Annotated in this window: 1 protein-coding gene; it reads right to left on the reverse strand. The window is 63.3% G+C overall.

The genetic code is table 11. The features are described 5' to 3' along the window. A partial coding sequence (istA, locus tag RHODMAR_RS26760; RefSeq protein ID WP_042940590.1) for an IS21 family transposase occupies positions 1-1,403 on the reverse strand: 1,403 nt, incomplete at both ends.

Raw genomic sequence — 1,403 nt, forward strand, 5'->3', positions numbered from 1 at the left:
CTCGCTCCAACATGGACGCGATCTTGGTGACCGAGACGACGTCGAGATCCAACGAGAGCGAGCAGGCCTGTTCGACCCGCTCGGCTCCGTAACGACGCACCAACCCCTGGAGTCGGTAGACGCTGCGGATCCGAGTCCAGGGCAGGGGGTCGTCGAGGATTCGTTCGGCGTAGATCCCGATGCAGCGACCGTGCCCGGCGCAGGTTTTGATCAAGGAAGTGACATCGCGCAGGGCGTAGTCGGTCTTGTGTTCGGGCAGGTCCGAGCGGTCGGTGCTCCGCCCACCCGCGGGCTGTCGGGGGTGGATTTTCACCAGGGTGCCGCGGTGGTAGAACTTGACCAGCTCGGTGTCCGCGCGCACCGACAGTGTCGACCCGATCCATTGCTGCGGCAACGAATACAGAGATCGACCGACTTCGGCGTGGAAGTCGCGGTGGACTTTCACATCCTTGAAGACCGGGATGTCGTAGACGGCCGGCACCGGCAACAACGCCGACAGTTCCGAGTCCTCGAACACTTCGCGTGGCCGTGCGCAGGTGGTGCCGTGGATGCGCATACCCGCTGTGGCGCTGCACCAACGGACGACTGCCCCTTGGGCTTCGGTGATACTGCTGAATCGTTCACCGGCCCAGAAGTTTCCGCGCACGTACTGCACTGCCCGTTCGACTCTCGGTTTGTCTTTCGGTGACCGCACCCGGGCGGGATCGGTGATGAAACCGACATGAGCGCTGTAGTCGAGCCATCCATCGCTCAACCGCGGGCTGATCGGGTCCGCGGCGGTGACCACAGGTTTGAGGTTGTCGGGGATCAGAACAGCGAAGACGCCGCCGAAGAACTTCCACGCGGCTTCGCATCCGGCGATCACCGCCACCAACGTCTGTGAATAGCTCAGCCACACGAACATGTGTCGGCTGTAGACCGCGGTGAAGATCAGAGCGTGCACCTTGCGGGCCCGCCCGTCTTCGGGGTCGGTCAGCATCCCCAGATATCCGAAGTCGATCTGACATTCGATCCCGGGATCTCCGTCGACAACGCGGACGGTGAGGTCTTTGCGGCCGAAACCGCACCGCTCGGTGGCGAATCGATGCAATGTCCGGTACGGCACCACGCACCCTTTACGGGTAAGGAGGACTTCGATTTTCGCGATCGTGAGCGGTTTCTGTTCACCATCACCGGCCACCCACTTGGTGATCTGGTCTTGATGGGGAACGAGATGTTCCCATGCCGCGCCGTGACCGTGCGGCCGGTCCGGTCTCACCACCTCGACGACCGTTCCGATCAACGTGTCGTCGATCGCGGAGGCGTCGTGCGTTCTCTCGAGCCCCGCACCTCGAGCCGCCTCGACATATCGGCGGACCGTTTTACGGTCCACACCGGCGTGCTCGGCGATCGTCCGCAGCCCC

Origin of the sequence: Rhodococcus sp. AW25M09 (assembly GCF_000333955.1) — a bacterium.
Lineage (GTDB): Bacteria > Actinomycetota > Actinomycetes > Mycobacteriales > Mycobacteriaceae > Rhodococcoides.